The sequence below is a fragment of the Pseudomonas multiresinivorans genome (assembly GCF_012971725.1).
In the GTDB taxonomy this organism is placed as follows: Bacteria; Pseudomonadota; Gammaproteobacteria; order Pseudomonadales; family Pseudomonadaceae; genus Pseudomonas; species Pseudomonas multiresinivorans.
In genome coordinates, this window is record NZ_CP048833.1 from 5,377,515 (window position 1) to 5,401,410 (window position 23,896).

Here is a 23,896-nt window from a genome sequence, read left to right on the forward strand (position 1 = left end):
TGCCACCCCTTCACCGTACCAGACTCGGATCAGCCGCGGAATTCCGCGCGACCACGGTACGGCGCCTTGGCGCCCAGCTGCTCTTCGATACGCAGCAGCTGGTTGTACTTGGAAACGCGGTCGGAGCGGCAGAGGGAGCCGGTCTTGATCTGACCAGCGGCAGTGCCGACGGCCAGGTCAGCGATGGTGCTGTCCTCGGTTTCGCCCGAACGGTGCGAGATCACCGCGGTGAAGCCGGCGGCCTTGGCCATCTGGATGGCTTCCAGGGTCTCGGTCAGCGAGCCGATCTGGTTGAACTTGATCAGGATCGAGTTGCCGATCTTCTCGTCGATACCGCGCTTGAGGATCTTGGTGTTGGTCACGAACAGGTCGTCGCCGACCAGTTGTACCTTCTCGCCGATCTTGTCGGTCAGGACTTTCCAGCCAGCCCAGTCGGACTCATCCATGCCGTCTTCGATGGAGATGATCGGGTAGCGCTGGGTCAGGCCCGCCAGGTAGTCGGCGAAACCTTCGGCGCTGAACACCTTGCCTTCACCTTCGAGGTCGTACTGGCCGTCCTTGAAGAACTCGGAAGAGGCGCAGTCCAGAGCCAGGGTCACGTCATCGCCCAGCTTGTAGCCGGCGTTGGCGACGGCTTCGGCGATGGCGGCCAGGGCGTCTTCGTTGGAGGCCAGGTTCGGCGCGAAGCCACCTTCGTCACCCACGGCGGTGTTCAGGCCACGGGCCTTCAGCACGGCTTTGAGGTGATGGAAGATCTCGGCGCCCATGCGCAGCGCGTCGGCGAAGTTCTTGGCGCCAACCGGCTGAACCATGAACTCCTGGATGTCGACGTTGTTATCGGCGTGCTCGCCGCCGTTGATGATGTTCATCATCGGAACCGGCATGGAGTACTGGCCCGGGGTGCCGTTCAGGTCGGCGATGTGCGCGTACAGCGGCACGCCCTTGGCTTGGGCAGCGGCCTTGGCGGCGGCCAGGGACACGGCCAGGATGGCGTTGGCGCCCAGCTTGCCTTTGTTCTCGGTGCCGTCGAGGTCGATCATCGCGTGATCCAGACCTTTCTGGTCAGCCGCGTCCTTGCCCAGCAGCAGGTCGCGGATCGGGCCATTGATGTTGGCCACGGCTTTCAGCACGCCCTTGCCCAGGTAACGGCTCTTGTCGCCATCGCGCAGTTCGAGAGCCTCGCGGGAACCGGTGGATGCACCGGACGGGGCGCAAGCGCTGCCGACGATGCCGTTGTCCAGGATCACGTCCGCTTCAACGGTCGGGTTGCCGCGGGAGTCCAGGACCTCACGGCCCTTGATGTCGACGATCTTTGCCATTCTTGATAACACTCCGAAGATAGAGATAAACGGGGCGGCTGGTGAGACATCAGAAGCGGCTCAATGGCCTGCCGTGCTCAGCGCGGCAGGCACCGAGCCGATTCTCAGGCAGTCTCGATAATGGGGAAACTCTTGACCAGGTCGTCCAGCTGCTTGAGCTGGGACAGGAAAGGCTCGAGCTTGTTCAGGCGCAGGGCGCACGGACCGTCGCACTTGGCGTTCTCGGGGTCCGGATGGGCCTCCAGGAACAGGCCGGCGAGGCCCTGGCTCATGCCGGCCTTGGCCAGGTCGGTGACCTGGGCGCGGCGGCCGCCGGCGGAATCGGCGCGACCACCCGGCATCTGCAGCGCATGGGTCACGTCGAAGAACACCGGGTACTCGAACTGCTTCATGATGCCGAAGCCGAGCATGTCCACCACCAGGTTGTTGTACCCGAAGGAGGAGCCACGCTCGCAGAGGATCAGCTGGTCGTTACCTGCTTCCTCGCACTTGCGCAGGATGTGTTTCATCTCCTGCGGTGCAAGGAACTGGGCCTTCTTGATGTTGATCACCGCGTTGGTCTTGGCCATGGCCACGACCAGGTCGGTCTGCCGGGACAGGAAGGCCGGCAACTGGATGATGTCGCAGACCTCGGCCACCGGAGCGGCCTGGTAGGGCTCGTGCACGTCGGTGATGACCGGCACCTTGAAGGTCTTCTTGATCTCTTCGAAGATCTTCAGCCCTTCTTCCATGCCCGGACCACGGAACGAGGTGATCGAGGAACGGTTGGCCTTGTCGAAGCTGGCCTTGAACACGTAGGGGATGCCGAGCTTCTCGGTCACCTTCACGTACTCTTCGCAGACCTGCATCGCCAGGTCGCGCGACTCCAGCACGTTCATGCCGCCAAACAGCACGAACGGCAGGTCGTTGCCGATCTGGATATCACCGACGCGGATGATCTTCTGGGTCATGTTCAGGCTTTCCCGGCTTGTTTCAGGGCGGCATTGACGAAGCCGCTGAACAGCGGGTGGCCATCACGCGGGGTGGAAGTGAACTCCGGGTGGAACTGGCAGGCGACGAACCACGGATGATCCGGAGCCTCGACCACTTCGACCAGCGCGCCGTCGCCGGAGCGGCCGGAAATCTTCAGGCCGGCGGCTTCCAGTTGCGGACGCAGGTTGTTGTTCACTTCGTAGCGGTGACGGTGACGCTCGACGATCACTTCCTTGCCGTAGCAATCGTGCACCAGGGTGCCGGCGGACAGCAGGCACTCCTGGGCGCCCAGGCGCATGGTGCCGCCCAGGTCGGAAGCCTCGGTGCGCACTTCGGTGGCGCCGGTGGCGTCCTGCCATTCGGTGATCAGGCCGACGACCGGGTGGCCGCTGGACTTGTCGAACTCGGTGGAGTTGGCATCGGTCCAGCCCAGCACGTTGCGGGCGTATTCGATGACGGCCACCTGCATGCCCAGGCAGATGCCCAGGTACGGAACCTTGTTCTCACGGGCGTACTGCACGGCGGTGATCTTGCCTTCCACGCCGCGCAGGCCGAAGCCGCCCGGAACCAGGATGGCGTCGGCGCCTTCGAGCAGGCTGGTGCCCTGTTGCTCAATGTCCTCGGAGTCGATGTAGCGCAGGTTGACCTTGGTGCGGCTCTGGATGCCGGCATGGGTCATGGCTTCGATCAGCGACTTGTAGGCATCGAGCAGTTCCATGTACTTGCCGACCATGGCGATGGTGACTTCACGCTCGGGGTTGAGCTTGGCGTCGACCACGCGGTCCCACTCGGACAGGTCGGCCGGACCGCACTCGAGGCCAAAGCGCTCGACGACGAAATCGTCGACGCCCTGGGCGTGCAGTACGGACGGAATGCGGTAGATGGTGTCGACGTCTTCCAGCGAAATGACTGCGCGCTCTTCCACGTTGGTAAAGAGGGCAATCTTGCGGCGGGAAGAAATGTCCACCGGATGGTCGGAACGGCAGACCAGGATGTCCGGCTGCAGACCGATGGAGCGCAGCTCCTTGACCGAATGCTGGGTCGGCTTGGTCTTGGTCTCGCCGGCGGTGGCGATGTACGGGACCAGCGTCAGGTGCATAAGCATGGCACGGCGCGAACCGATCTCCACGCGCAACTGGCGGATGGCCTCGAGGAAGGGTTGCGACTCGATGTCACCCACGGTGCCGCCGACTTCCACCAGGGCGACGTCGGCATCGCCGGCGCCCTTGATGATGCGACGCTTGATCTCGTCGGTGATGTGCGGGATGACCTGCACGGTAGCGCCCAGATAGTCACCGCGGCGCTCCTTGCGGAGCACGTCCATGTAGACGCGGCCGGTGGTGAAGTTGTTGTTCTGGGTCATCGTGGTACGAACGAAACGCTCGTAGTGGCCCAGATCGAGGTCGGTCTCAGCGCCGTCGTGGGTGACGAACACCTCACCGTGCTGGAACGGGCTCATGGTGCCCGGGTCGACGTTGATGTAGGGGTCCAGCTTGAGCATCGTGATCTTCAGGCCACGCGCTTCCAGAATGGCAGCCAAGGAAGCCGAGGCGATGCCTTTCCCCAATGAAGAAACAACACCACCCGTGACGAAGATGTAGCGCGTCATGAAAAGCCCTGAATGTCAGCGTTTAGGCGGCTCGGCCGCCGGGGAAGCGAAGGTGTCGGGTACAAGACCCGGCTCACGACTTCGTCGTGAAAATAGCGAACTCCCACTGATTCGAAGGCGAATCAACAGGAGCGGTACAAGACGGGAGCGTAGTCTACCGGAAAGCCGCTATCAGCTCAAACCCGAGTCATTCGTCGGAGGTGCCCAGCGCAGGGTCCAGCCCTGCCCCGCCTCCACCCGCAAGCCCGGCAGCAGTGCGACACCGAGCAGTTCGTCGGCTCGCCAGAGCAGCGGCATACGGCCGCGCAGGAACGCAGGTACCGCCGCTTCGTTGAGCAGGCGCTTTAGGTCACGGCTGCCGCGGCCGACCAGCGCCATTACTTCCCCGCCCTGCCGGTAGCGAACCTCCAGCGGCCCTTCCGGCGCTTCGCCATCAAACCGCAACTCACCATTGCCCGGCAGCGAAAGTACCTGCGAAGGGTCGCGCCAGCTCTGATTTTCCGGTACGAATCCCAGCCAGGGATTGGCCAGCCACCAGAGCCGACCGTGGGCACGGCGCAGCTCGCCATCGGCAAGGCGCCAGATCGGTTCGGCGTCTTCGCGGGCATCGCGCAGGTCTCGCCAGCCCGCCCAGTGGGCACTGTCCGGCAAGCGCGCCAGGGGCGCGAGCCAGTGGCGCAGGGCATTGCGCTGGCGTGGTTCGCTCAGCTGCGCCAGTGCAGCGATGGCCAGTGAGGGCAATTGCATACCGATGTATTCGTCTCGGGCTCCGGCCGACACCAGGTCGCTCAGCGCCAGTTCGGCGAGCAGTCCATCGGCCTCCGCCAGGTGCTCGGCACTGCGGGCGATAGTCTCCACCGCCGACGGCCAGCGCTGGACGATGCTCGGCACAACCTGGTTGCGCAGATAGTTGCGGTCGTAGTCGTCGCAAGCATTGGACGGATCGTCGACCCAACCCAACCCATGGCGACGGGCGTACCTCTCCAGCCCCGCACGACTGATGCCCAGCAACGGACGCAGCAGCATCCCAGTCCCCAGCGGGCGACAGGCGGCCATTCCGGACAAGCCGCGCACTCCGGCACCACGGAAAAGCCGGAAAAGAACGGTTTCAGCCTGGTCGTCACGGTGCTGCCCGGTCAGCAGGCATTCCCCCTCCCCCAGCGCAGCGGTGAAAGCCGCATAACGCGCCTCCCGCGCCGCGCGCTCGACGCTGGCGCCATGATCGACCTGCACCCGCACAACCTGCAATGGAACGCCAAGTGAATCGCAGAAGCGCTGGCAGTGTTCCGGCCAGGCGTCAGCGGCAGCCTGCAGGCCGTGGTGCACGTGAATGGCAGAGAGAGGCGGCAAGGTTTCGCGGCGGGCGAGCTGCGCCAGGAGGTACAGAAGAACGGTGGAATCCAGTCCACCGGACAGTGCGACTCGCCAAGCCGACACATTGCGCCAGGAAGCGAGGAAGCTCAGCAGTCGGGATTCGAGCTCAACAGACATGGCGCAGGTCGGCAGGGTCGGGGACGAGGCAAGGATACCTCGTCACCCGCGCTGCGCCGAGGGCATCGATCAGGCGATGCCGTAGCTCATCAGGCGCTCGTAGCGGCGCGCAAGGAGCTCTTCGGTGCTCAGCTGGCCCAGGGTATCGAGTTGGCCGAGCAGGGAATTGCGGATGGTCTCGGCCATGGCCGCCGGATCACGGTGGGCACTGCCCAGCGGCTCCGGGATGACGTTGTCGACGATACCCAGGTCCTTCAGGCGGTTGGCGGTGATGCCCATGGCTTCGGCCGCCTCCGGTGCTTTCTCGGCGGTACGCCAGAGGATCGAGGCACAACCTTCGGGCGAGATCACCGCATAGGTGGAGTACTGCAGCATGTTCAGCTGATCGCACACGCCGATGGCCAGTGCACCGCCCGAACCGCCTTCGCCGATCACGGTAGCGATGATCGGAGTCTTCAGGCGCGCCATCACGCGCAGGTTCCAGGCGATCGCCTCGCTCTGGCCACGCTCTTCGGCGTCGATGCCCGGGTAGGCGCCGGGGGTGTCGATGAAGGTCAGGATCGGCATCTTGAAGCGCTCCGCCATTTCCATCAGGCGGCAGGCCTTGCGGTAGCCTTCCGGGCGCGGCATGCCGAAGTTGCGGCGCACCTTCTCGCGCACTTCGCGGCCCTTCTGGTGGCCGATGATCATCACCGGCTGGTCTTTCAGGCGGGCAACGCCGCCGACGATGGCCGCGTCATCGGAGAAGTGGCGGTCACCGTGCAGCTCTTCGAATTCGGTGAAGATGTGCTCGATGTAGTCGAGGGTGTAGGGACGACGCGGATGGCGAGCGAGCTGGGCGATCTGCCAGCTGGACAGGTTGCCGAAGATGTTCTCGGTCAGCGCCTTGCTCTTTTCCTGAAGACGGGAGATTTCGTCGGTGATGTTCAGGGCGTTGTCGTTACCGACCAACCGCAGCTCTTCGATCTTGGCGTGCAGGTCGGCAATGGGCTGTTCGAAATCGAGAAAATTCGGGTTCATGGGCTATCCGTCGTTCTGTTGGCGGCTGGGCCTGGTCCGTAGGCGCCCTACCTTACGGTATCGGGCGCCGAGGGTCGAGACTGGCGAGCGGGCGGCGTTTGGCCACCGCCACGCTAGCGGTAGTTCAGGAAGACGTTGTCGCGGCCGAACTGGTCACGCAGCGCTTGAATCAGGTTGTCTGCCGGGTCGATCCGCCACTGCTCGCCGAACTGCAACAGCGCACGCGCCGACTCGCCACTGTAGTCGACGGTGACCGGGCAACTGCCGCGGTGACGGGTGCACAGGTCGGCCAGCCAGCGCAGGCGGTCGCCCTTGAGCGCATCGGCATGCACACGCACACGCAGGCTCTCGGCCAGCGAAGTACGGGCCTCTTCCAGGCCCATCACGCGCTTGGCGCGCAGGCGCAGGCCGCCGGAGAAATCGTCCTGACTGACTTCGCCCTCGATCACCACCAGCGCATCGGTCTGCAGCAGCGCCTGGTTGGCGGCGAAGGCTTCGGCGAACAGCGAGGCTTCGATGCGGCCGGAGCGGTCGTCCAGGGTCACGAAGCCCATCTTGTCGCCGCGCTTGTTCTTCATCACCCGCAGGTTGACGATCAGGCCCGCAACGGTCTGGGTATCGCGTGCCGGCTTGAGTTCGACGATGCGCTGGCGGGCAAAACGTCGCACCTCGCCTTCGTACTCGTCGATCGGGTGACCGGTCAGGTACAGGCCGAGCGTGTCCTTCTCGCCCTTCAGGCGCTCCTTGAGGTTGAGCTCCTTGACCTTGCGGTGGTTGGCGTAGACATCGGCCTCGGGCTCGGCGAACACGCCGCCGAACAGGTCCATGTGGCCGCTGTCGTGGCTGCGCGAGGTCTGCTCGGCGGCCTTGACGGCTTCTTCCATGGAGGCCAGCAGCACGGCACGGTTGATGTCGACGTGGGCGTGGTAGGCCTTCTGCTCCTCAAAGAAGTGCGGGCCGAGACGGTCCAGGGCGCCGGCGCGGATCAGCGCCTCCAGGGTGCGCTTGTTGACGCGCTTGAGGTCGATGCGATCGCAGAAGTCGAACAGGTTCTTGAACGGCCCGCCCTCATTGCGGCACTCGGTGATGGCTTCCACCGGGCCTTCGCCGACGCCCTTGATCGCGCCCAGGCCGTAGACGATCTGGTCATCCTCATCCACGGTGAAGCGGAACTCGGAGTTGTTCACGTCGGGGGCGAGGATGCGCAGCTTCATGTGGCGGCACTCTTCGATGAGCGTCACCACCTTGTCGGTGTTCTGCATATCCGCGGTGAGTACCGCGGCCATGAACGGGGCTTTCCAGTGGGTCTTCAGCCAGGCGGTCTGGTACGACACCAGGCCGTAGGCGGCGGAGTGCGACTTGTTGAAGCCGTAGCCGGCGAACTTTTCCACCAGGTCGAAGATGTTGCCCGAGAGGTTGGCGTCGATGCCGTTGTTGCTGCAGCCCTCGATGAAGCCGCCGCGCTGCTTGGCCATTTCCTCGGGCTTCTTCTTGCCCATGGCGCGACGCAGCATGTCCGCGCCACCGAGGCTATAGCCCGCCATCACCTGGGCAATCTGCATCACCTGTTCCTGGTACAGGATGATGCCGTAGGTCGGCTTGAGCACCGGTTCGAGACCGGCATACTGGTAATCCGGGTGCGGATAGGAAATCTCTTCGCGACCGTGCTTACGGTTGATGAAGTCGTCCACCATGCCCGACTGCAGCGGACCGGGACGGAACAGCGCCACCAGTGCAATGAGGTCTTCCAGGCAGTCCGGCTTGAGCTTCTTGATTAACTCCTTCATGCCGCGCGATTCAAGCTGGAAGACCGCGGTGGTCTCCGCCTTCTGCAGCAGGTCGTAGGTCTTCTTGTCGTCCAGCGGGATGCGGTCGATATCGACCAGATTCGGGTCGCCGTTCTTCTTCTGGATGCGGTGGATGATCTCCATCGCCCATTTGATGATGGTCAGGGTACGCAGGCCGAGGAAGTCGAACTTCACCAGGCCGGCCGCTTCCACGTCGTCCTTGTCGAACTGGGTCACCAGGCCGGCGCCCTCTTCGTCACAGGCGATGGGGGCGAAGTCGGTCAGCTTGGTCGGCGCGATAACCACACCGCCGGCGTGCTTGCCGGTACCGCGGGTGACACCTTCCAGCTTGAGCGCCATGTCCCAGATTTCCTGGGCTTCCTCGTCAGTCTTGAGGAAGTCGCGGAGCATTTCCTCCTGCTCGAAGGCCTTCTCCAGGGTCATGCCCACTTCGAAGGGAATCATCTTCGACAGCTTGTCGGCCAGGCCGTAGGACTTGCCCTGCACCCGCGCCACGTCGCGCACCACCGCCTTCGCGGCCATGGAGCCGAAGGTGATGATCTGGCTGACCGCATTACGGCCGTAGGCGCCGGCCACATAGTCGATCACCCGGTCACGGCCTTCCATGCAGAAGTCGACGTCGAAGTCGGGCATGGAAATACGTTCAGGGTTGAGGAAACGTTCGAACAGCAGGTCGTAGGCCAGCGGGTCTAGGTCGGTGATTTTCAGCACATAGGCGACCAGCGAGCCGGCACCCGAGCCCCGGCCTGGGCCGACGGGCACGCCGTTGTTCTTGGCCCACTTGATGAAGTCCATCACGATCAGGAAGTAGCCGGGGAAGCCCATCTGGATGATGGTGCCGAGCTCGAACTCCAGGCGGTCGACGTAGATCTGCCGCTTCTCTTCGTAGTTCGGCGTGGTTTCCTTCGGCCAGAGCACTGCCAGGCGCTCCTCCAGGCCCTCGTACGAGACATGGCGCAGATATTGGTTGATATCCATGTCGTCGTAGGGGATCGGGAAGTTGGGCAGGAAATACTTGCCCAGCTGCACATCGATGTTGCAGCGCTTGGCGATCTCGACGGAGTTTTCCAGAGCCTCGGGGATATCACTGAACAGCTCGGCCATTTCTTCCGGGCTCTTCAGGTACTGCTGGTCGGAATAGTTGCGCGAACGGCGCGGATCATCCAGGGCGCGGCCTTCGCCGATGCATACACGGGTCTCGTGGGCCTCGAAATCCGCCTCCTTGATGAAGCGCACATCGTTGGTGGCCACCAAAGGCGCGCCACTGCGAGCCGACAGAGCCACGGCGGCATGCACGTGCTCTTCGTCATTGACCCGGTTGGTGCGCTGGATGTCCAGGTAGAAGCGGTCCGGGAAGACCTCCAGCCACTCGGCCAGGAGCGAGTCCGCATGGGCGTCGTCGCCCTCCAGCAGGGCCATGCCAATCTCGCCCTCCTTGGAGCCGGACAGCGCGATCAGGCCTTCGGCGGCGTCCTTGACCCACTGCCGTTCGATGATGATCTCGCCGTTACGCTGGCCTTCCTGCCAGCCGCGGGAAATCAGCTCGGTGAGGTTGCGATAGCCCTTGGCGTTCATCGCCAGCAGGGTCAGGCGGGTCAGCGGGCCATCCTCGTCGCGGTTGGCCAGCCAGATGTCAGCGCCGCAGATCGGCTTGATGCCACCGCCCATGGCCGTCTTGTAGAACTTCACCAGCGAGCACATGTTGCTCAGATCGGTCACCGCCACCGCCGGCATACCGGCCCCGCCAACCGCCTTGATCAGCGGCTTGACCCGCACCAGGCCGTCGACCAGGGAGAATTCGGTGTGCAGACGCAGGTGAACGAAGGTGGCGGTCATGGTGGTCCTTGGCAAACGCGAAAAACGGCAAGCCCCGGATTGTACCGGGGCTGTCCGCAAAGCTACAGGGATCAATGGGCCAGCCGTCGCAGCCGCTGCATCAACGCACCGGAGAACAGCCTGCCAGGAATATTTTCAGAGTAATAACAGGGTGTTACAGGATGCCGCCGGCGTCTTCGAGCAAAGCGCGCACCGGGCCGAACGAACGGCGATGAATGGGCGTGGGGCCCAGGCGCCTGAGGGCTTCGAGGTGCACGGGAGTGGGATAGCCCTTGTGCCCGCCGATGCCGTAGCCAGGGTACTGCGCTTCCATTTCCTGCATCTCGCGGTCGCGGCTGACCTTGGCCAGGATCGAGGCGGCGGCGATGGCCGGAACCTTCGCATCGCCTTGCACCACCGGTGCCGAGGGGACGTTCAGCTTCGGGCAACGATTGCCGTCAATCAGCGCCAGTTTCGGCGTGACGCTGAGGCCTTCCACCGCGCGCTGCATGGCGAGCATGGTGGCATGAAGGATGTTGAGCTGGTCGATCTCATGCACATCGGCACGGGCGATGCACCAGGCCAGAGCCTTCTCGCGAATCTCGTCGAAGAGCTTTTCCCGCTTGGCTTCGCTGAGTTTCTTGGAATCGTTCAGCCCGCTGATCGGCCGCGCCGGATCGAGAATCACCGCAGCGGTAACCACGGGACCGCACAGCGGCCCGCGGCCAACCTCATCGACACCGGCGACCAGCTCTTCGACAAGGGTGAAGTCCAGGCCCATCTGCATCAGCGTTTCTCCACCAGGGCGAGCACCGCCTCGGCGGCCTGCGCAGACGCATCCTGGCGCAGGGCGCGATGGATGGCGTCGAAGGGTTCGGTCTGCACGCTGCCGTCGTCGAGCAGCAGCGTCAGGGTAGCGGCCAGCGCCTCGGGCGTCGCCGCATCCTGGATCAGTTCCGGCACCAGCAGCCGGCCGGCCAGCAGGTTCGGCAGCGAGATGTACGGGCTCTTCACCAGGCGCTTGAGAATTCGGTAGGTCATGGGCGCCACCTTGTAGGCAACGACCATCGGCCGCTTGTACAGCAGCGCTTCCAGCGTGGCAGTGCCAGAGGCGATCAGCACGGCATCGCAGGCGGCGAGGGCCTCGTGTGAGGCGCCGTCGAGCAACTGCACGGGCAAGTTGCGGCCAGCAAGCATCTCTTCGATCTGCACGCGGCGTTCAGGGCTGGCGCAGGGCAGCACGAAACGCAAGCAAGGGCGATCCTGGAGCAGGCGCTGGGCAGTATCGAGGAACAGCGCACCGAGCTTGCCGACCTCCCCTCCGCGGCTGCCAGGCAGGAGTGCCACAACGCTGGCATCCTGCGCCAGGCCAAGGCGCTCGCGCGCACCGGCACGGTCAGCCTCCAGCGGGATGGTATTGGCGAGCGGATGGCCGACAAAGCGCACCGGCACCGCATGCTCTTCGTAGAAAAGCGCCTCGAAGGGGAAGAGCGCGAGCATCAGGTCGCAGGCTTGCTTGATCTTCAGCACACGCTTCTGCCGCCAGGCCCAGACCGACGGGCTGACGTAGTGCACCGTGCGGATACCCGCTCGACGCAGCTTCAATTCGATGTTCAGGTTGAAGTCCGGCGCATCGATGCCGATGAACACATCCGGCTTCGCCGCGATCAGCATCTGCACCAGATCCTTGCGCCGGCGCAGCAGTTCGCGCAGGCGCCCTAGGACCTCGAACAGCCCCATGACAGAGAGGCGTTCCATGGGGAAGTGCGACTTCAGCCCTTCGGCCTCCATGCGCGGGCCACCGACACCGATGAACTCGATGTCGGGGTGGCGCTGCCTGAGCGCCTGCATGAGACCGGAGCCGAGGATATCGCCGGACGCCTCGCCCGCGACCAGGGCGACGCGCAGCTTGCGTGCGGTGCTTTGCATGGTCAGCGAGTGATGCCGCGAGTGGAGCTCTGGATGGAGTCGCGGAACACCGCGACTTCCGGGAACTGCGCGGAGGCTTCAGCCAGTTCGGCCAGCGCCTCGTCCACCGTCAGGCCCTGGCGGTAGACCACCTTGTAGGCCCGGCGCAGCGCCTGGATCGACTCGGCGCTGAAACCGCGACGGCGCAGGCCTTCGAAGTTCATGCTGCGGGCCTCGGCGGGGTTGCCGAAGACTGTGACATAGGCCGGGACGTCCTTGCCGATGGTGGTTCCCATGCCCGAGAAGGCGTGGGCGCCGATACGGCAGAACTGATGCACCAGGGTGTAACCGGAGAGGATTGCCCAGTCATCCACGTGAACATGCCCCGCCAGCGCGGTGTTGTTCACGAGGATGCAATGGTTGCCGATCACACTGTCATGTCCGATGTGCACATAGGCCATGAGCAGGTTGTGATCACCGATGGTGGTCTCCGAGCGATCCTGGATGGTGCCGCGATGGATGGTGACACCCTCGCGGATCACGTTGTGGTCGCCGATCACCAGGCGAGTCGGTTCGCCCTTGTACTTCAGGTCGGGGGTATCTTCACCCACGCTGGAGAACTGGAAAATCCGATTGTGCTTACCGATCTTCGTGGGGCCTTTGACCACCACATGCGGACCGATCACCGTACCTTCGCCGATCTCCACATCCGGCCCGACCATGGACCAGGGGCCCACTTCTACGTCGTCAGCCAGCTTTGCGCGCGGGTCGATGATGGCGCGAGGATCGATCAAACTCATAGTTTGCGTTCCGCACAGATGATTTCAGCCGAGCATACCGGCTTGCCGTCCACGGTGGCATTGCAGTCGAACTTCCAGATGCCGCGCTTGACGCTGAGGAACTGGGCATTGAGCTGCAATTGATCGCCCGGCAGCACTGGCTGGCGGAAGCGCAGCTTGTCGGAGCCGACGAAGTAGTACAGGGTGCCATCGGCCGGCTTCACGTCGAGCATCTTGAAACCGAGGATGCCGGCGGCCTGGGCCATGGCCTCGATGATCAGAACACCCGGCATGATCGGATGCTGCGGGAAGTGGCCATTGAAGAACGGCTCGTTGATGCTGACATTCTTGTAGGCGCGAATGCGCTTGCCTTCGATGTCCAGCTCGACCACCCGATCCACCAGCAGGAAGGGGTAGCGATGAGGCAGGTATTCGCGAATCTCGTTGATGTCCATCATGTTCAGGGGAGCCTGTTCAGAAAAGGGAAACGCCAAAAAATGCGTGGATCACGCATCTGATGGAGCGTCTCCGCTTGGGGTCACGGCGGCCAGGCGCTTTTCCAGCTGCTGCAGACGACGGGCCATGTCATCCAGCTGACGAATGCGCGCGGCACTCTTCTTCCATTCAGCCGCGGGCTGCATGGCGGTACCGGACGAGTAGGAGCCCGGCTCGGTGATCGAGCGGGTCACCATGGTCATCCCGGTGACGAAGACGTTGTCGCAGATCTCGATATGGCCAACCAGGCCGACGCCGCCGGCGAGCATGCAGTGCTTGCCGATCTTGGCGCTGCCGGAAATCCCGCAGCAGCCGGCCATGGCAGTGTGATCGCCGATCTGCACGTTGTGGGCGATCATGATCTGGTTGTCCAGCTTCACGCCGTTGCCCACGATGGTGTCGGATAGAGCACCGCGGTCGATGGTGGTATTGGCGCCGATCTCGACGTCATCACCCAGGGTGACGCCGCCGATCTGCGCGATTTTCTGCCAGACGCCCTGGTGGTTGGCGAAGCCGAAGCCCTCACCGCCCAGCACGGCACCCGACTGGATCACCACGCGCTTGCCGATGCGCACGTCGTGGTAGAGCGTTACGCGGGGCGCCAGCCAGCCGCCCTCCCCGATCACGCTGCGCGCGCCGACGAAGCAATGGGCGCCGATGGTCACATTGGCGCCGATCTGCGCGCCTGCTTCGATCACGGCATACGGACCGACACTGGCGGACGCATCGACCTGTGCACCTTCATCGACCACAGCAGTGGGATGAATGCCAACCGCTGCCTTGGGCTTGCGGTCGAACTGGTGGGACAGACCGGCATAGGCCAGGTAGGGATTGGCAACGACCAATGCATTACCGGTGAAGCCTTCGGCATCGGCCGCAGTCAGCAGGACGGCACCGGCCTGGCTGTCGGGAAGGAACTTGCGGTACTGCGGATTGGCCAGGAAGCTGAGCTGGTCAGCCTCTGCCTCTTGCAAGGTAGCCAACCCGCGAATAACCAAGGCGGGATCGCCGCGCAACTCGGCATCGAGCTGCGCGGCCAGTTCGGCGAGGGTAAAGGACAGCTCGGTCATCATCAGCGCAGTTGGTTCATGCGCTCGATGACTTGGCGGGTGATGTCGTACTGCGGCTTCACGTCGACCACGGCACCACGCTCGACCACGAGGTCATAACCACCCTTCTTGATGGTTTCCTCGACGGCCTGGTCCAGCTTCGGCTTGAGCTTCTTCAGCATGTCGCGGTCGGCAACGGCCTTGGCTTCGTTCAGCTCCTTGGACTGGAACTGGAAGTCACGAGCCTTCTGCTTGAAGTCGCCTTCAGCCTTTTCACGCTCGGCGTTGGACATCTTGCTGCCGCCATTGACCAGCTTGTCCTGCAGGGCCTTGGCATCGGTTTCCAGGGCCTTGAGCTTGCTCAGTTGGGGGCCGAACTTCTTCTCGGCGTCGACGGCGTACTGCTTGGCCGAATCGGACTCGAGGAGTGCCATCTGATAGTTGAGCACCGCGATCTTCATCTCGGCGAACGCGGGGCTCGCTGCCAGGGCGGCGGTGATCAGGACGAACTGGGTCAACTTACGCACAATGCACTCCTGCACAAAGCATGGTTGTCATTACAACGATACGGCCAATTAGAAGGTCTGTCCCAGGGAGAACTGGAAGATCTGGGTTTCGGCGTTATCCGGTTTCTTGATCGGAGTCGCCAGGCTGAAACTCAGCGGCCCCAGAGCGGTGATCCAGGTCAGGCCCACACCGGCAGACATCGCCATGTCTTGGAACTTGACACCGTCACAGCCCTGGGTGGTGGACGTCGGGCAATCGGTGTCGAACACGTTACCGATGTCGTAGAACAATACGGTACGCAGCTGACGCTGATCCTTCACGAAGGGCAGCGGGAACAGCAGTTCCGCGCCGCCAGTGATCAGGATGTTACCACCGAAGGCTTCCGGATCCTGATCCGGGTCGGTGTAACGGCCTTTGCTGTCCGGACCGGATATCTGATTGCCATTGGCATCGCGAGCGATACTCGGGGTACTGCGCGGACCAAGGGAGCTGTCCTTGAAGCCACGTACCGAGTTGAAGCCACCGGCGTAGTAGTTCTCGTAGAACGGCAGGCGATCGGTGTCGCCGTAGGCGCCGCCATAACCGAGTTCGGTGTGGAAGCGCATGGTGTAGTTTTCGGTCAGCGGCGCGAAGATCTGGCCACGGTAGTCGAGCTTGTAGAACGACAGGTCGCTGCCCGGAATGGTGGTTTCCAGCACCAGGCTCTGCGAGTGACCGCGGTTTGCCAGCACACCCTTGTTCAGGGTCGATTCGGACCAGCCGATGGACGCCTTGAAGTTGGTGAAGCTGTCGCCTTCCTTCTCGATGAAGTCGAAGATCTCGTCGACCGTATAGGCGCCGGTATCGAGGTTATCGCGCTGCACGGTCAGGCCGTAGGTCAGGCGCGAGGTCTCGCTGATCGGGTAGCCGATGCTGACGCCGGCACCCAGGCTGTTCACCGAGTAGCTGGAAACGTCGACGTCGAGCTCGTCGTAGTCGGTTTTGCGGTAGAAGGCGTTGTAGCCCAGGCTCACGCCGTCGACGGTCCAGTAGGGGTCGACGAAGCCGAAGTTGTAGCGGGTCTGGTAGTCGGACTTGGTCAGGCCGATGCTGACCTTGTTACCGGTACCCAGGAAGTTGTTCTGGCTGATCGAGCCGCCGAGGATCAGGCCGGCGCTCTGGGCGAAGCCCACGCTGGCGGTGATCGAGCCGGACGGCTGCTCTTCCACGCTGTAGTTGACGTCGACCTGGTCGTCGGTGCCCGGAACCGCTGGGGTCTCGACGTTGACTTCCTTGAAGTAGCCCAGGCGCTCGAGGCGCTGCTTGGACTGGTCGATCAGGTAGGTCGAGGCCCAGCCGCCTTCCATCTGGCGCATTTCGCGACGGAGTACTTCGTCCTCGGTCTTGGTGTTGCCACGGAAGTTGATGCGGTTGACGTAGGCGCGCTTGCCCGGGTCGACCACGTAGGTGATCGACACGGTCTTGTTCTCGTCGTTCGGCTCGGGGACGCCGTTGACGTTGGCGAAGGTGTAGCCCTCGTTACCCAGGCGACGGGTGATCAGGTCGGAAGTGGTGGTCATCACCTTGCGGGAGAACACCTGGCCCTTCTTCACCAGCAGCAGCTTCTTCACTTCTTCTTCCGGCACCTTCAGGTCGCCGGAGAGTTTCACGTCGCTGACGGTGTACTTCTCGCCTTCGTTGACGTTGACGGTGATGTAGACGTGCTTCTTGTCCGGGGTGATGGACACCTGGGTGGAGGCGATATCCATGTGGATATAACCACGGTCCAGGTAGTAGGAACGCAGACGCTCCAGGTCACCGGAGAGCTTCTCGCGGGAGTACTTGTCGTCGTTCTTGAAGAAGGACAGCCAGTTGGTGGTCTTCAGCTCGAACAGGTCGGTCAGGTCTTCTTCGGAGAAGACGGTGTTGCCCACCACGTTGACATGGGCGATGGCCGCCACGGTGCCTTCGTTGATGTTGATCTTCAGCGCGACACGGTTGCGCGGCTGCGGCACCACTTCGGTCTCGATCTCAGCGGAGTAGCGGCCCTGGGCAACGTACTGGCGCTGCAGCTCGTTACGCACGCCTTCGAGGGTGGCGCGCTGGAAGATTTCGCCTTCGGAGAGGCCGGATTGCTTCAGGCCCTTCATCAGGTCTTCGGTGGTGATCGCCTTGTTACCCTCGATCTCGATGCTGGAGATGGACGGGCGCTCGACCACATTGACGATCAGCACATTGCCATCACGGCTGAGCTGGATGTCCTGGAAGAAACCGGTCTTGAACAGCGAGCGGGTCGCTTCGACCAGGCGGCGATCATCGATCTGCTCGCCGACGTTCAGCGGCAATGCGGCGAACACGCTGCCGGCAGACACGCGCTGGAGGCCGTTGACCCGGATATCGGAAACAGTGAAGGACTCGGCGTGAACCTGGGCGATCATCAGCGCGGAAAGGGCCGCGGGAAGCAGAAAGCGTTTCATGGAGTCCTTTTATTCCAACTGACAAATAGAGAATCTGCCGCAAAAGGCGGCAGATCCGAAAATCCAATGGCGGTTACAGTCGACTCAGATCGTTGACCAGGGCCAACAACATGACCCCGACTACCAGGCTGATGCCAATCTGCATCCCCCAAGCCTGGACCCGCTCCGACAATGGGCGACCTCGCACCCACTCGACCACGTAGAACAGCAGATGCCCGCCATCGAGGACGGGAATCGGCAACAGGTTGAGAACCCCCAAGCTGATGCTCAGATAGGCGAGGAAATGCAGAAAATCCCCTACGCCGGACTGGGCTGAAGCGCCCGCCACTTTAGCAATGGTTATCGGCCCGCTCAAGTTTTTTACCGAGAGCTGCCCGAGCACCATTTTCTTTAGAGAATCCAGAGTTAGCAGGCTCATGGACCAGGTTCGGGAGAGCGCCTGCCCAACCGCGGCCACCGGCCCGTAGCTCACTTCGCGGAGCATTTCGGGCGGCCATTGACCACCGGCGACACCCGCGCCCAGGTAGCCGGTGCGGGCCTTGCCCTCGCCTTTGGCCGCCAGGGTCAGGGCAAGCTCCTGGTTCCGTCCGGCGCGCTCGACCTCCAGGGTCACCTTGCCCTCCGGCATGGAACGAACCCGCGAGACCACTTCTTGCCAATCCGTGACCTGCTGACCATCAAGAGTGACGATCCGGTCACCGATCTGCAGGCCGGCAGCCTTGGCAGGGCCCTTTTCGTCCAGCTCGGCAATCAGCGGTGCGACAGAGGGTCGCCAGGGCTGGATCCCCAATCCACCGATAGGATCGGGATTGTCTTCGTTCTTCAGCCAGGAACTGATGCGCACCTGGTGCACCGCGGGAACGCTCGAACCCTTATCCAGCACCGTGACGCTCAGCTCGCCCGTTTCACCGAGGCGGCGCACCAGCTGCAAGTTGACACCGCTCCAGCCATCGACGGATTCGCCGTCCACGGCAACGACCTCCTGGCCGGACGCCAGACCGGCGATGGCCGCAGGACTGTTCGCCACCACGGAGCCGATGATCGGCTTGATCTGCTGGCTGCCCAGCATGGCCAGAACCCAGAAGAACAGGATGGCCAGCAGGAAGTTGGCGATCGGACCCGCCGCAACGATGGCTATGCGCTGGAATACGGTCTTGCGGTTGAAGGCGCGGTCGAGCAGCTCGGCGGGAACATCGCCCTCGCGCTCGTCCAGCATTTTCACGTAGCCGCCCAGGGGAATGGCGGCGACGACGAACTCGGTGCCGTGGCGATCATGCCAGCGCACCAGCGGCGTGCCAAAGCCCACGGAGAAGCGCAGGACCTTGACCCCGCAGCGGCGGGCGACCCAGAAGTGTCCGAACTCGTGGAAGGTGACCAATACGCCCAGGGCGACAATCAGTCCCACCACCATATAAAGGGCGCTCATCGCTACCTCCTCGGGCTCAATGCCCGCGCTCCTGCAACCACGCCTGCGCCGCACCGCGTGCACGTCGGTCTGCCACCAGCACCGCATCGAGCGATTCGACCGGTGTGTGCGCCTCGCGGTTCAGCACTTCGTCGATGATAACCGGGATATCCGTGAAGCGGATGCGCCGCTCGAGGAACGCCGCAACGGCCACTTCGTTTGCCGCATTGAGCATCGCCGGCACGCTGCCACCTGCCTCGGCGGCCTGACGCGCCAGGCGCAGACAGGGGAAACGCTGTTCGTCGGGCGCACTGAAGTCCAGGCGAGCGATGGAGAACAGATCCAGCGGCGAAACCCCGGAATCGATCCGCTGCGGCCAGGCCAGCGCATGGGCGATGGGGGTGCGCATGTCCGGATTGCCCAGCTGGGCCAGCACGGAGCCGTCAACGTAGTCCACCAGCGAATGAATCACGCTCTGCGGATGGATCACTACCTCGACCTTCGACGGCGCTGCGTCGAACAGCCAGCAGGCCTCGATCAGCTCCAGCCCCTTGTTCATCATGCTGGCCGAGTCGACGGAAATCTTCCGCCCCATCGACCAGTTCGGATGCGCGCAGGCCTGCTCCGGGGAAACCTCGAGCAGCTGCTCCAGCGGCGTTTCGCGGAACGGGCCACCCGAGGCGGTCAGCAGGATACGGCGAACGCCGACCTGCCCCAGTCCGCGAGCGTAATCCGCCGGCATGCACTGGAAGATCGCGTTGTGTTCGCTGTCGATGGGCAGCAGCACTGCGCCGCTGGCACGCACGGCATCCATGAACAGGGCGCCGGACATCACCAACGCCTCCTTGTTGGCCAACAAGACCCGCTTGCCCGCCTCGACGGCGGCCAGAGTGGGCTTGAGTCCGGCAGCACCGACGATGGCGGCCATCACCGCATCCACTTCAGGATGCGCGGAAACCTCGCACAGCCCGGCCTCGCCCACCAGCACGCGAGCCTGCAGGCCAGCGGAACTCAGGCGATCCTGAAGGGCCTGCGCCTGCTCCTTCTCCGGCACCACGACAAAGCGCGGGCGATGGCGTACACATAGCGCTTCGAGCTCTGCCAGACGGGAAAAGCCGCTGAGGGCGAAGACGCGGTAACGATCAGGGTGACGTCCGATGACGTCGAGGGTGCTGAGACCGATCGAACCCGTCGCCCCCAGCACGGTAATCCACTGCGGATGACTCACGGAGCACCCCAGCCCACGGCCCACAACAGCGCGGTGAACACCGGAATCGCAGCGGTCAGGCTGTCGATACGGTCCAGCACGCCGCCATGGCCCGGCAGCAGGTTGCTACTGTCCTTGAGGCCTGACTGGCGCTTGAACATGCTCTCGGTGAGATCGCCGATGACCGACAGAGCCACCACGATGGCCGCACACGGCAGCGCCAGCAGCAACTCACGGACGGTCCAATCGCGGTAGATGGCGACAACGACGGTGATCGCCAGGCAAAGCGCCATGCCGCCGAAGAAGCCTTCCCAGCTCTTGCCCGGGCTGACGCGCGGGGCGAGCTTGCGCTTGCCGAAAGCCTTGCCGGAGAAGTAGGCACCGATGTCGGCAGCCCAGACCAGCACCATCACGGCAACGATCAGCCAGTTCGACAGCTGCCATTGCTTGAGCAACACCAGCCCTTGCCAGGCCGGCAGCAGGATCAGCAGGCCGATCAGCAGGCGACGCCAGCGGCCGCCCCAGCTCGACGCGCTGTCCGGGTAAGTCAGCACCATCACGATCGCCAGCGCCCACCAGAGCAGCGCCAGAACCAGCACGGCGCCCGCCAGTTGCGGCAACCAGGCCAGCACCAGCATCAACCCGGCAACCACCGCGGCATAGCCGACGCGGGCGGACTGCTCGTTGTAACCAGCCAGGCGCGCCCATTCCCAGGCCCCCAGGCTGACTACCAGACCAATGAACAGCGAGAACGCCGCACCGTCGAGCAGGAAGAAACCACCCAGCGCGATTGGCAACAGGATCAGCGCCGTGATGATTCGTTGTTTCAACATGAGGGAGGTGCCTCGGCCTCGACCTGCTCACTGGTCTTGCCGAAGCGGCGCTGACGAGAGGCGAAGTCCTGCAACGCAGCCTGCATGGCTTCGTGCTTGAAGTCGGGCCAGTAGAGATCGGAGAAATACAGCTCGGCGTAAGCCAGCTGCCAGAGAAGGAAGTTGCTGATGCGGTGCTCGCCGCCCGTGCGGATGCACAGGTCGGGCAACGGCTGATCGCCGGTGGTCAGGCAACCCTGGATCAATTCCGGGGAAATATCGTCCGGCGCCAGATGACCCGCCTGCACTTCGCGAGCAAGGCGCTGTGCGGCCTGGGTGATGTCCCACTGGCCACCATAGTTGGCCGCCACCTGCAGCAACATGCTGGCACCATTGGCCGTCAGCGCCTCAGCCTCGCGCATCGCCGCCTGCAATTCAGGGGCGAAGCGGCTGCGATCGCCGATGATGCGCAGACGGATGCCATTGGCGCTGAGCTTGCGAACCTCGCGGCGCAGGGCCATGAGGAACAGCTCCATCAGCGCACCGACCTCTTCGGCCGGGCGCTGCCAGTTCTCGCTGGAGAAGGCGAACAACGTCAACACTTCGACGCCGGCCTCGGCGCAGGTCTTGATCACCGCACGAACGGCATCCACACCGGCCTTGTGCCCGGCCACGCCAGGCATCCGACGCTTCTTCGCCCAGCGGTTGTTGCCGTCCATGATGATCGCCACGTGCCGGGGCACGGGCGTCACCTGCTTGGTCTTTTCCATGACGAGAGCCCGGCCGTCAGACGGCCATCAGATCCGCTTCCTTGGCCTCGAGGGCCTTTTCGATCTCGGCGACGAACTTGTCGGTAATCTTCTGCACGTCGTCACCGGCGCGGCGCTCTTCGTCCTCGCTGATTTCCTTCTCTTTCTGCAGGTCTTTCAGCTGGGCCAGCGCATCGCGGCGAATGTTGCGCACGGAGACGCGAGCCTGTTCGGCCTCGGCACGGGCCTGCTTGGTGAAGCCCTTGCGGGTTTCCTCGGTCAGGGCCGGCATCGGCACGCGGATGGTGGTACCGGCGGTCGCCGGGTTCAGGCCCAGGTCGGAGGTCATGATGGCCTTCTCGACCGCCTGGATCATGCTCTTGTCGAAGACGCTGAGAGCCAGGGTGCGGGAGTCTTCCACAGTGACGTTGGCCACCTGGCGCAGCGGAGTGTCGGAGCCATAGTAGGACACCATCACGCTATCCAGGATGCTCGGGTGCGCACGGCCGGTACGAATCTTGGCGAAGGCATGACCCAGGGCTTCCAGGGTTTTACCCATACGATCCTGTGCTTCCTTCTTGATCTCGTTGATCATCTCAATCCTCCTCGATCAGGGTGCCTTCAGCACCACCTACAACAATATTCAGCAGCGCGCCGGGCTTGTTCATGTTGAACACGCGCAGCGGCATTTTCTGGTCCCGGCACAGGCAGATGGCGGTGAGGTCCATCACCCCCAGCTTGCGATCGAGCACTTCATCGTACGTCAGACGCTCGAACTTCTCGGCATTCGGGTCCTTGAACGGGTCGGCAGTGTACACGCCGTCCACCTTGGTCGCCTTGAGTACTACGTCAGCATCTATTTCGATGGCGCGCAGGCAGGCGGCAGAGTCGGTGGTGAAGAACGGGTTGCCGGTACCAGCGGAGAAGATCACCACTTCGCCGCTCTTGAGGTGGCGCATGGCCTTGCGACGGTCGTAGTGATCAGTCACGCCGACCATGGAAATGGCGGACATGACGATGGCGGTGATATTGGAACGCTCCAGGGCGTCGCGCATGGCCAGGCCGTTCATCACGGTGGCAAGCATGCCCATGTGGTCGCCGGTGACGCGGTCCATGCCGGCCGCGGACAGCGCCGCGCCACGGAACAGGTTGCCGCCGCCGATCACCAGACCGACCTGCACGCCGATGCCGACGAGTTGACCGATCTCCAGCGCCATGCGATCCAGCACCTTGGGATCGATGCCGAACTCCTCGGCACCCATCAGGGCTTCGCCGCTCAGTTTTAGAAGAATGCGTTTATAGCGAGGTTGACGAGCGCTCAGCTGCTGAGCCATGACCTTTTTCTCCTGCGGCGATTGAATGCTATGCGCCTTGTGGGCGCTTTGCGGAAAGCTTGGACCAGCCAGCCTTACGGCGCCTTTAAACCCGCCTTGCGGGCGCGGGCCGTGGAAACCACCCCTTTTGGCTTCCCCAGTTTGGCAAAGAGGCCGCGCGCGTTAGCGGGCAGCCTCTTGCGGGGCGACAGTCGTGAGACTGTCTATTACTGCTTGGAAGCGGCTACTTGAGCAGCAACCTCGGCAGCAAAGTCGGCTTCGACTTTCTCGATGCCTTCGCCTACTTCGTAACGAACGAAGGAAACGATCTCGGCACCGGCTTTCTTGGCCAGGTCACCGACCTTGACTTCCGGATCCTTGACGAACGCTTGCTCGACCAGGCTGGCTTCGGCCAGGAACTTCGAGATACGGCCTTTGACCATGTTCTCGACGATGTTTTCCGGCTTGCCAGCGATCTTGTCGGCGTTCAGAGCGAGGAAGATTTCCTTCTCTTTGGCAACGGCTTCTTCGGAAACCTGCGACGGATCGAGGAACTGCGGGTTGCTGGCAGCGACGTGCATGGCGATGTCGCGAGCCAGTTCAGCGTTGCCACCCTTCAGGGTAACCAGAACGCCGATGCGGTGGCCGTGCAGGTAAGCACCCACCACGTCACCTTCTACGCGAGCCAGACGACGGATGTTGACGTTCTCGCCGCACTTGGCAACCAGGGCCTCACGGGCCGGCTCTTGCTCGGCGATCAGCGGGGCAGCATCGGTCAGCTTCTGAGCAACGGCCTTTTCCAGGCTGGCAGCCACGAAGTTCTTGAAGTCGTCCTGCAGGGCCAGGAAGTCGGTCTGCGAGTTGACTTCGATGATGGTGGCGGACTTGGCATCGTCAGCCACTTTGGCGGCGATGGCGCCTTCGGCAGCGATGTTGCCAGCCTTTTTGGCAGCCTTGATGGCGCCGGAAGCGCGCATATCGTCGATGGCTTTTTCGATGTCGCCTTCAGCGGCTACCAGTGCCTTTTTGCACTCCATCATGCCCTGGCCGGTACGCTCACGCAGTTCCTTGACCAGTGCTGCAGTAATTTCTGCCATTTCGAAATCCTCTTGAGTTGCTCTCAAAACCAGATCGCCCGGATACCCGGGCGGAATGTTCGGGGTGGCAAAAAGGGGGCCTAGC

20 protein-coding genes are annotated in these 23,896 nt (G+C 63.2%); all 20 read right to left on the reverse strand.

The genetic code is table 11. The features are described from left to right. Positions 1-29: 29 nt before the first annotated feature. Positions 30-1,319 (reverse strand): phosphopyruvate hydratase, encoded by a 1,290-nt coding sequence (gene eno, locus G4G71_RS24640; RefSeq protein ID WP_015476278.1) that lies wholly within the window; start codon positions 1,317-1,319, stop codon positions 30-32. Between the two features lie 104 nt (positions 1,320-1,423). Next, positions 1,424-2,269 (reverse strand): 3-deoxy-8-phosphooctulonate synthase, encoded by an 846-nt coding sequence (kdsA, locus tag G4G71_RS24645; RefSeq protein WP_024766068.1) that lies wholly within the window; start codon positions 2,267-2,269, stop codon positions 1,424-1,426. Positions 2,270-2,271: 2 nt separating this feature from the next. Beyond that, the gene (locus G4G71_RS24650) at positions 2,272-3,900 is read right to left on the reverse strand and encodes a CTP synthase (protein ID WP_169940904.1); all 1,629 of its coding nucleotides are present in this window, start codon (positions 3,898-3,900) and stop codon (positions 2,272-2,274) included. 171 nt (positions 3,901-4,071) lie between these two features. Further along, positions 4,072-5,391 (reverse strand): tRNA lysidine(34) synthetase TilS, encoded by a 1,320-nt coding sequence (tilS, locus tag G4G71_RS24655; RefSeq protein WP_169940906.1) that lies wholly within the window; start codon positions 5,389-5,391, stop codon positions 4,072-4,074. Positions 5,392-5,460: 69 nt separating this feature from the next. Further along, positions 5,461-6,411: an acetyl-CoA carboxylase carboxyl transferase subunit alpha gene (gene accA / locus G4G71_RS24660; RefSeq protein ID WP_169940908.1), complete on the reverse strand. Its 951-nt coding sequence runs from the start codon at positions 6,409-6,411 to the stop codon at positions 5,461-5,463. 113 nt (positions 6,412-6,524) lie between these two features. Beyond that, on the reverse strand, positions 6,525-10,055 hold the full coding sequence (gene dnaE / locus G4G71_RS24665; protein ID WP_169940910.1) for a DNA polymerase III subunit alpha: 3,531 nt from the start codon (positions 10,053-10,055) through the stop codon (positions 6,525-6,527). 154 nt (positions 10,056-10,209) lie between these two features. Next, entirely contained in the window at positions 10,210-10,821 is a 612-nt protein-coding gene (gene rnhB, locus G4G71_RS24670) for a ribonuclease HII (protein WP_169940912.1), read from the reverse strand. Beyond that, on the reverse strand, positions 10,821-11,963 hold the full coding sequence (lpxB, locus tag G4G71_RS24675; RefSeq protein WP_169940914.1) for a lipid-A-disaccharide synthase: 1,143 nt from the start codon (positions 11,961-11,963) through the stop codon (positions 10,821-10,823). Before lpxB ends, rnhB begins: the two co-directional genes overlap by 1 nt. A gap of 2 nt (positions 11,964-11,965) precedes the next feature. Further along, the gene (gene lpxA / locus G4G71_RS24680) at positions 11,966-12,742 is read right to left on the reverse strand and encodes an acyl-ACP--UDP-N-acetylglucosamine O-acyltransferase (RefSeq protein WP_169940916.1); all 777 of its coding nucleotides are present in this window, start codon (positions 12,740-12,742) and stop codon (positions 11,966-11,968) included. Next, entirely contained in the window at positions 12,739-13,179 is a 441-nt protein-coding gene (fabZ, locus tag G4G71_RS24685; protein ID WP_024766076.1) for a 3-hydroxyacyl-ACP dehydratase FabZ, read from the reverse strand. Before fabZ ends, lpxA begins: the two co-directional genes overlap by 4 nt. A gap of 48 nt (positions 13,180-13,227) precedes the next feature. Beyond that, positions 13,228-14,289 carry a UDP-3-O-(3-hydroxymyristoyl)glucosamine N-acyltransferase gene (gene lpxD, locus G4G71_RS24690; protein ID WP_169940918.1) on the reverse strand — a complete coding sequence of 354 codons (1,062 nt, stop codon included), beginning with the start codon at positions 14,287-14,289 and terminating at the stop codon, positions 13,228-13,230. After that, a complete protein-coding gene (locus G4G71_RS24695; protein WP_169940920.1) occupies positions 14,289-14,792 on the reverse strand; it encodes an OmpH family outer membrane protein in 504 nt (167 codons plus the stop codon). The genes lpxD and G4G71_RS24695 overlap by 1 nt, the downstream gene beginning before the upstream one ends. A gap of 48 nt (positions 14,793-14,840) precedes the next feature. Next, entirely contained in the window at positions 14,841-17,228 is a 2,388-nt protein-coding gene (gene bamA / locus G4G71_RS24700) for an outer membrane protein assembly factor BamA (protein WP_169940922.1), read from the reverse strand. Positions 17,229-17,301: 73 nt separating this feature from the next. Further along, a complete protein-coding gene (gene rseP / locus G4G71_RS24705) occupies positions 17,302-18,654 on the reverse strand; it encodes a sigma E protease regulator RseP (RefSeq protein WP_169940924.1) in 1,353 nt (450 codons plus the stop codon). 16 nt (positions 18,655-18,670) lie between these two features. Next, positions 18,671-19,861, reverse strand: a complete 1,191-nt coding sequence (ispC, locus tag G4G71_RS24710; protein ID WP_169940926.1) for a 1-deoxy-D-xylulose-5-phosphate reductoisomerase — start codon at positions 19,859-19,861, stop codon at positions 18,671-18,673. Then, positions 19,858-20,673, reverse strand: coding sequence for a phosphatidate cytidylyltransferase (locus G4G71_RS24715; RefSeq protein WP_169940928.1), 816 nt, complete (start codon positions 20,671-20,673; stop codon positions 19,858-19,860). The genes ispC and G4G71_RS24715 overlap by 4 nt, the downstream gene beginning before the upstream one ends. Beyond that, complete coding sequence (gene uppS, locus G4G71_RS24720; RefSeq protein ID WP_169940930.1) at positions 20,667-21,422, reverse strand: polyprenyl diphosphate synthase; 756 nt, start codon at positions 21,420-21,422, stop codon at positions 20,667-20,669. Before uppS ends, G4G71_RS24715 begins: the two co-directional genes overlap by 7 nt. A gap of 16 nt (positions 21,423-21,438) precedes the next feature. Then, positions 21,439-21,996, reverse strand: coding sequence for a ribosome recycling factor (frr, locus tag G4G71_RS24725; protein ID WP_045210004.1), 558 nt, complete (start codon positions 21,994-21,996; stop codon positions 21,439-21,441). 1 nt (position 21,997) lies between these two features. After that, the gene (gene pyrH, locus G4G71_RS24730; RefSeq protein WP_152225037.1) at positions 21,998-22,735 is read right to left on the reverse strand and encodes a UMP kinase; all 738 of its coding nucleotides are present in this window, start codon (positions 22,733-22,735) and stop codon (positions 21,998-22,000) included. Positions 22,736-22,941: 206 nt separating this feature from the next. Further along, positions 22,942-23,811: a translation elongation factor Ts gene (gene tsf, locus G4G71_RS24735; RefSeq protein ID WP_169940932.1), complete on the reverse strand. Its 870-nt coding sequence runs from the start codon at positions 23,809-23,811 to the stop codon at positions 22,942-22,944. Between the last annotated feature and the right edge of the window lie 85 nt (positions 23,812-23,896).